The sequence below is a fragment of the Methylomagnum sp. genome (genome assembly GCF_054333355.1).
On record NZ_JBTEKS010000294.1, the window covers coordinates 1 to 5,528 of the forward strand.

Annotated in this window: 8 protein-coding genes and 1 pseudogene; 5 read left to right on the top strand and 4 right to left on the bottom strand. The window is 57.9% G+C overall.

Annotated features, from left to right (window positions below; all coding sequences use genetic code 11):
- The 5 genes and pseudogenes from ACXWUF_RS17555 to ACXWUF_RS17575 all read left to right on the top strand — a co-directional run.
- Nucleotides 1–197, top strand: a pseudogene (locus ACXWUF_RS17555) (hypothetical protein); the annotation flags it as partial.
- A gap of 137 nt (nucleotides 198–334) precedes the next feature.
- A complete protein-coding gene (locus ACXWUF_RS17560) occupies nucleotides 335–598 on the top strand; it encodes an SEC-C metal-binding domain-containing protein (protein WP_458495912.1) in 264 nt (87 codons plus the stop codon).
- A 126-nt stretch (nucleotides 599–724) separates the two neighbouring features.
- Complete coding sequence (locus tag ACXWUF_RS17565; RefSeq protein ID WP_458495913.1) at nucleotides 725–949, top strand: hypothetical protein; 225 nt, start codon at nucleotides 725–727, stop codon at nucleotides 947–949.
- Nucleotides 946–1,170, top strand: coding sequence for a type II toxin-antitoxin system RelB family antitoxin (gene relB / locus ACXWUF_RS17570; protein WP_458495914.1), 225 nt, complete (start codon nucleotides 946–948; stop codon nucleotides 1,168–1,170). The genes ACXWUF_RS17565 and relB overlap by 4 nt, the downstream gene beginning before the upstream one ends.
- Entirely contained in the window at nucleotides 1,154–1,423 is a 270-nt protein-coding gene (locus ACXWUF_RS17575; RefSeq protein WP_458495915.1) for a type II toxin-antitoxin system RelE family toxin, read from the top strand. Before relB ends, ACXWUF_RS17575 begins: the two co-directional genes overlap by 17 nt.
- Nucleotides 1,424–1,625: 202 nt before the next feature.
- On the opposite strand, the gene ACXWUF_RS17580 is transcribed toward ACXWUF_RS17575, so the two are convergent.
- The 4 genes from ACXWUF_RS17580 to ACXWUF_RS17595 all read right to left on the bottom strand — a co-directional run bounded on the left by ACXWUF_RS17580 (nucleotide 1,626) and on the right by ACXWUF_RS17595 (nucleotide 5,038).
- Nucleotides 1,626–2,039: a PIN domain-containing protein gene (locus ACXWUF_RS17580; protein WP_458495916.1), complete on the bottom strand. Its 414-nt coding sequence runs from the start codon at nucleotides 2,037–2,039 to the stop codon at nucleotides 1,626–1,628.
- Nucleotides 2,023–2,265: an AbrB/MazE/SpoVT family DNA-binding domain-containing protein gene (locus ACXWUF_RS17585; protein ID WP_458495917.1), complete on the bottom strand. Its 243-nt coding sequence runs from the start codon at nucleotides 2,263–2,265 to the stop codon at nucleotides 2,023–2,025. Before ACXWUF_RS17585 ends, ACXWUF_RS17580 begins: the two co-directional genes overlap by 17 nt.
- A 130-nt stretch (nucleotides 2,266–2,395) precedes the next feature.
- Nucleotides 2,396–3,523, bottom strand: coding sequence for a MalY/PatB family protein (locus tag ACXWUF_RS17590; RefSeq protein ID WP_458495918.1), 1,128 nt, complete (start codon nucleotides 3,521–3,523; stop codon nucleotides 2,396–2,398).
- Between the two features lie 54 nt (nucleotides 3,524–3,577).
- The gene (locus ACXWUF_RS17595) at nucleotides 3,578–5,038 is read right to left on the bottom strand and encodes a glycosyl hydrolase family 57 (RefSeq protein WP_458495919.1); all 1,461 of its coding nucleotides are present in this window, start codon (nucleotides 5,036–5,038) and stop codon (nucleotides 3,578–3,580) included.
- Nucleotides 5,039–5,528 lie beyond the last annotated feature (490 nt).

The following is a 5,528-nucleotide window of genomic DNA, read 5'->3' on the forward strand; positions in this document are numbered from 1 at the left end:
GCCGCTATGCCGATATTTACAATCACGCCATCCCCCAGCGGGCGCTGGGTCATGTCGCCCCCATTAACGCCCTCGCCGAATGGCGCGAGAGAAAGCCAGAATTATTCGTTTCGGCGGTAGACAATCTCACGGGTCTTGACATCTACTTGATCTATCGGGCGAATGGAGAGAGAACCTATCAAATGACATCAATTTAGAAATAAATAGGCAACCAACAACGAAACGCCCGAAATCCATTTCAACATGCGGCCATGAAAGCATTACTATTTTTTGCTTTGTAAGCCCTTGGACCGAACATGATCCAAACTCAGCTTTGATGTCCACCAGAGCAATTATGCTCATTAATAATGATGAGCGGCGCATGTTGCTTGAGCTTTTCTACTCAGAAACTGGCGTCCTCAAAAATTTAGATTGGCAATGGGTAGAGAAAAAAGATATCCCTCTAAAAGAGCTTGAAAAGTTGCAGGTGCATTCTGAGGAAATACGCAAGAAACGTATTTCCAATAAAGTAAAACAATCCGGCAAAATTGGAAGAAATGATTCGTGCCCATGTGGTAGCGGTAAAAAATTTAAGAAGTGTTGCTCCAACCGCTCCTAGTTGATCGTTCCCACGCTCCGGCGCGGGAACGATGAAAAACTAGAAGGTTTGGAAAAGGAACTTGGCCTGGAATATTGAGTTTTCCAAACTCATCGCCAACCCACCGCAAAACCATGAGGTTTTCCCATGTACACCGTAATCAAAGGCATATACGAAAACGGTGAACTAACCCTCGAAGAAACCCCGCCCACCCGACAGCGCGTCGCGGTCATCGTAACATTCATGGAAGAACAAACCCAAACTCAACCCCGCCGCCGCCCCGGCAGCTTATTACGGCTGGGACAGAAAGAAGGAAAGGTTTACCGATTACCCGACGACTTTAATAATCAACGAGAGGAACTCAACCCATGATTACCATCACCCTCCCCGAACAAACCGAAAAGCACTTCGCCGAACTCGCCGAAAAAGCGGGTAAAACCACCGCCGATCTGGCATTACAAGCGCTGCTCGAAAAAATGGAAGACTTGGAAGATATTTACCTAGCCGAACAACGGCTGGAAGACCTACGCGCCGGGCGCAGCGAAACCGTATCATTAGAGGACGTGATGAAAGAATATGGCCTGGAAAATTGAACTGGAAAAAGCCGCCAGACGCGACTTGGCCGAGTTGGATACCCCCATCGCCAAACGAATCCTCACCTTTCTACACGAGCGCGTCGCAAAACTGGATGACCCACGCAGCATCGGGCAAGCCCTGACCGGCCCACGCTTCGGCGAACTATGGAAATACCGCGTCGGCGACTGGCTCGTCATCGCCAAGATTCAAGATGCCGACATCAGAATATTGGTAGTGCGCATCGGCAACCGCCGCGAGGTCTATCGCTAAATTAGCCGTCGGATTCAGCTCGTTCCCATACGGAATGCCACTGCCATTAAGTTAAGCCGGTCTGGAATCCGAACTTTAGTTTGGACAAGGACTTAAGCCGTTGAAAAACGTCCAAACTAAAGTTCGGACTCCTGCGGTCACAGCGCTCGGTTTTCTTAACTTAATGGCAGTGATACGGAACGCGGGAACGATGGACGCCGTATCAAACCTTGCGCCGCTTGAGCCGCTCGCCCAGCGCCTCAAACTCCGGGTCGCTGCTCAACAGCGTCGCATCCTCCCGCAGAGCCAAAGCCGCGGCAAACGCATCGGTATAGGAAATCGGATATGTCGCCTTCAACTTCACCGCCTCCCAAAACAAATCATCGGCAAACGGCACGATCTCCAGCGGCAACAATTGAACCTCCCCGCGCTTGCGCTCCGCGACCGCCCAGCCATACCGCTTGCCGATGCGGTAGACGACCTCACCGTAATTGATTTGGTGCAGCAATACCCGGTATTGGCCTTGCCCGGCGTCCGTCAGGATGGCGTCCACCTGTTCCGCACCCGGCTCGTCTTGGGCAAGCCGTAGCAAGGCGCAAGCATCCAATACAAAGACAGGCTTAACGGCTGCCATCATGTTCAACCTCAGCCCGATGTTCAGCCGCCAACTCATCCGCCAAAGACACCCCACCCTTGAGCGAACCCCGGAACGCACTCACGGGGTTGTCGGGCAAGACGAAGATTTCCAGATGGTCCTTGGCTTCCCGCAACTCCAAACGGGTGCCGGGCCGGATGCCATAGCGGTCGCGGACATCGGCGGGAATGACGATTTGGCCCTTGGCGAGTGTTCTAACGGTTTGCACGGTGAGTGTCCTTATGGCAGTTAAACTTTGGTGGATTAGTTTAACCGGATGAGATATGGCAAACCAAGCAGACATCTTTTATTGATCGTTTGAAATCGCTCCCACACTCCGCGTGGGAACGATGAAAGATTCAGCGCAACGGCCCCATCCGCCGCAACGCCTCCACCAAAACCGCCCGCCGACAGCCGAAGTTGATCCGAACATAGCCCGGAAACCCAAAATCCCGCCCATCCGACAAACCCACCCCCACCGCCTCAAACTGCGGCAGCGGATTCACCGCATCAATGGCGCGGGCGTCGATCCAAGCCAGATACGTCGCCTCCGGCACGGTGAGCTTCAACCGCTCACTCCCGACGAACCAATCCCGCAGCAAGTCCCGGTTGCCCCGCAAATAATCACGCAGCCCCGCCAGCCACACGCCATCGTCCCGATAAGCCGCTTCGGCGGCGGCATAGCCCAGCAGATTCACCGACGGCACCAGCCCGGCCATTGTGTGACGAAACCGCCGCCGCAACGCCGGATCGGGAATCAGCGCAAAGGCGCAGCCCAGCCCGGCGATATTCCAGGTCTTCGAGGGCGCCAACAGGGTGATGGTGCGGCGGGCGAAATCGGGATCGACACAAGCCAGCGGCTTACAGCGCAAGCCCGGCTCCAACACGAGGTCGCAGTGGATTTCATCCGAGCAAACGACCAAATCATGCCGCCGAGCAATGTCAATCAGCCGGGCCAGTTCGTCCTCCCGCCACACCCGCCCGACCGGATTATGGGGATGGCACAGCAGCAACAGCCGAGTGCGCGGGGTGATGGCGGCTTCCAGCGCGGTGAAATCCCACACCCAACGTCCGCCCGCCTCCACCAACGGCACCGTGAGCAACTCCCGCTGCCCCCAGCCCGGCGCCATCAAGAACGGCGGATAGATCGGCGTGGCCGTCAGCACCGCGTCGCCCGGCTCGCCCACCGCGCGGCACGCCAAGGCCAAACCTTGCACCAGCCCCGGTAGCCAGACGAACCACTCCGCCTCGATACGCCAGCCGTAATGTGTCGCCGCATACGCCTGGACCGCTTCGACCAAACTAGGCGGCGGATTGGTATAGCCCAGCACGCCATGATCGACCCGCGCCCGAATCGCGGCCAACACGGATGGCGGGCTGGCGAAATCCATGTCGGCAATCCATAGCGGCAGGATGTCCCGCCCGGCGTATTTATCCCACTTGGTGCTGGCCGTGTCCCGGCGTTCGATGAGGCCGTCGAAGTTCATTTGAATACCCACAAAACGCCGACGCGGTTTTGAAAACCGCGTCGGTGTATTCCGTTAAAAATCGTGGGTCGCGATGCCCACGGCCCGACGGCAAATCTCCCGGCCATAATCGGTCCACATGCCCTGCCCCCAATAACGGTAGCAACTGGTCTGGGCGGTCATCAGGTGGAACAGGGCATTGCGGTAACGGTGATCGTCCGTGGGCACGCCGGATTTGAGGACTTTTTCGTAGAAGGCCGCACTCGCCTCCTCCATCGGTCCCAGCACGTTGTCGTAGCCGCGCACCCAGGAAATGTCGCTGGTCCAACTGCCGCCCTCCATGTGGAAGCGGTGGTTTTCCTTCTTGATCTCCTCGATGGCCTTTTCCAGCTTCTCGGGTCCGTCGCCGGGCTTGATCCGGTCCCAGATGAGTTTCTGGAACTGCGGCTGGACCACAGGCAAATCGCTTTCCTTGATGCCCATAGCGAACAGGAATTCCAGGTATTCCGTGACGTTCATCAGCGGGGTATCGGAATGGCTGCCCTCGCGCACGGCGTCCATGAACTTGGATGGGAACTCGTTCATCATCACGCCGCCGTTCTCACCGTCGGCGATTTGCGTGACCAGCGGCGGCACGGATTTACCGGCAAGCTCCCAGCGCGACAGGCTCTTGGCCTCATAGAACGGCTGCATCTGCGCCACCAGCTTGGTGTCGCTGCCCTGGGTCTTGAGGATGGCGATGATGCTGACGGTCTCGCCCTTGGAGTTGGTGCAGACCAGCCGGTGCGGCAGGTGCTTCTGCTCCGGGCCGTGGCCGTTGTCGGGCTGCTCGACGGTGTGTTCCTGCACCAGCACCCAGGTGAAACCGCAATCCACGAGCGTCTTGATGTAGTCGTAGGCCACGTCCGGGTGGTTCGGCAGGGCCATTTCAGAAGGCGAAAAACCCCGTACGCGCTCCAAGGCTTCGAGGCCGAAAATCGCCGCGAAATGCTGCTGCCAAGCTTTGACGTGCAGGCGGTAATCCTGGGCGGGCGTGGACGGCGCCACCGCATGGCCCCACGGCGCCCCCAGCCATTCGACACCCCGGCGGTAATCGGGATTGCAAGTCGCGTTCTTCAAGCTGTCGAACACATCGTGCAGGCCCATCTGGCGCAGCCCATGGAACAGCGTGCCGGAATATTCCAGCATCACCCGAGGCTCCTTGCCCTCGTGGATCAACTGGGGCACGAATTCGCCGATGCGCTTGTAACACCAATGGAAAGCCGGGGCGTTGTGGTTATCGCCGATGCCTTGGTTCTCGATCATGTACTGGAGATTGCTGATGATGCCCGCCGTGCGCAGGTCGCCGCCGCCCGCCGGAATCAAGGGCTGGTGCATGTGCAGCGCCACCGCGCAGGCGCTCTTGATGCGGTCAAACGCAATGGGACTGGCGGGCTTGAAGGCTTCGGCGGGCCGGTGCTTGATCGTGGCTTCGATCAGGGATTCCGAGCCGGAAATATTGGGAAGGCCATCGACGTATTCCGATAGGTTTGCCATGGAAACCACTCCGTTGAATGGGAAAGCAAGGATGGGAAGCCGCCCGCTCCAACTGGATGGATGGCGTGACGGCAGTAGTGAATGCGGGGATAGTTTACTTCGACCGGGACAGTCGCCCGGCGAGGCTTTGGCGGCGTGGCGGAAATTCAGAATCACGCCACGCCGCCAAATCGGGACGGCTACGATGCATGGCAATCACGCCATAGCTTTTGTCCCCTCTCCAGCGGGAGAGGGCTAGGGTGAGGGGAGTTTCCAAAGGGCTTTTTTCTGCCGCCCCCTTAAGCACAAGCGGGCCAGCGGATCGAAAAGAGTAAAACCTGTTGTTTGCCCCCCTCACCCCAACCCTCTCCCGCTGGAGAGGGAGAAAAACGGGAGAACCCCATATAGCGAGATTGCCCTGAGCTACGATGGCTCTTATTTGACGACTTTCAGGGCGGGCCGCTTCTTCACGGGGGGCGCCTCTTGGGGCGCGGTTTCCGGCGGCGGGGGC

Coding starts and splice junctions, on each gene's coding strand:
- ACXWUF_RS17580 (WP_458495916.1), bottom strand. CDS start 2,039: ATGATGGCAGCCGTTAAGCCTGTCTTTGTATTGGATGCTTGCGCCTTG.
- ACXWUF_RS17590 (WP_458495918.1), bottom strand. CDS start 3,523: ATGAACTTCGACGGCCTCATCGAACGCCGGGACACGGCCAGCACCAAG.
- ACXWUF_RS17565 (WP_458495913.1), top strand. CDS start 725: ATGTACACCGTAATCAAAGGCATATACGAAAACGGTGAACTAACCCTC.
- ACXWUF_RS17575 (WP_458495915.1), top strand. CDS start 1,154: ATGGCCTGGAAAATTGAACTGGAAAAAGCCGCCAGACGCGACTTGGCC.
- relB (WP_458495914.1), top strand. CDS start 946: ATGATTACCATCACCCTCCCCGAACAAACCGAAAAGCACTTCGCCGAA.
- ACXWUF_RS17595 (WP_458495919.1), bottom strand. CDS start 5,038: ATGGCAAACCTATCGGAATACGTCGATGGCCTTCCCAATATTTCCGGC.
- ACXWUF_RS17560 (WP_458495912.1), top strand. CDS start 335: ATGCTCATTAATAATGATGAGCGGCGCATGTTGCTTGAGCTTTTCTAC.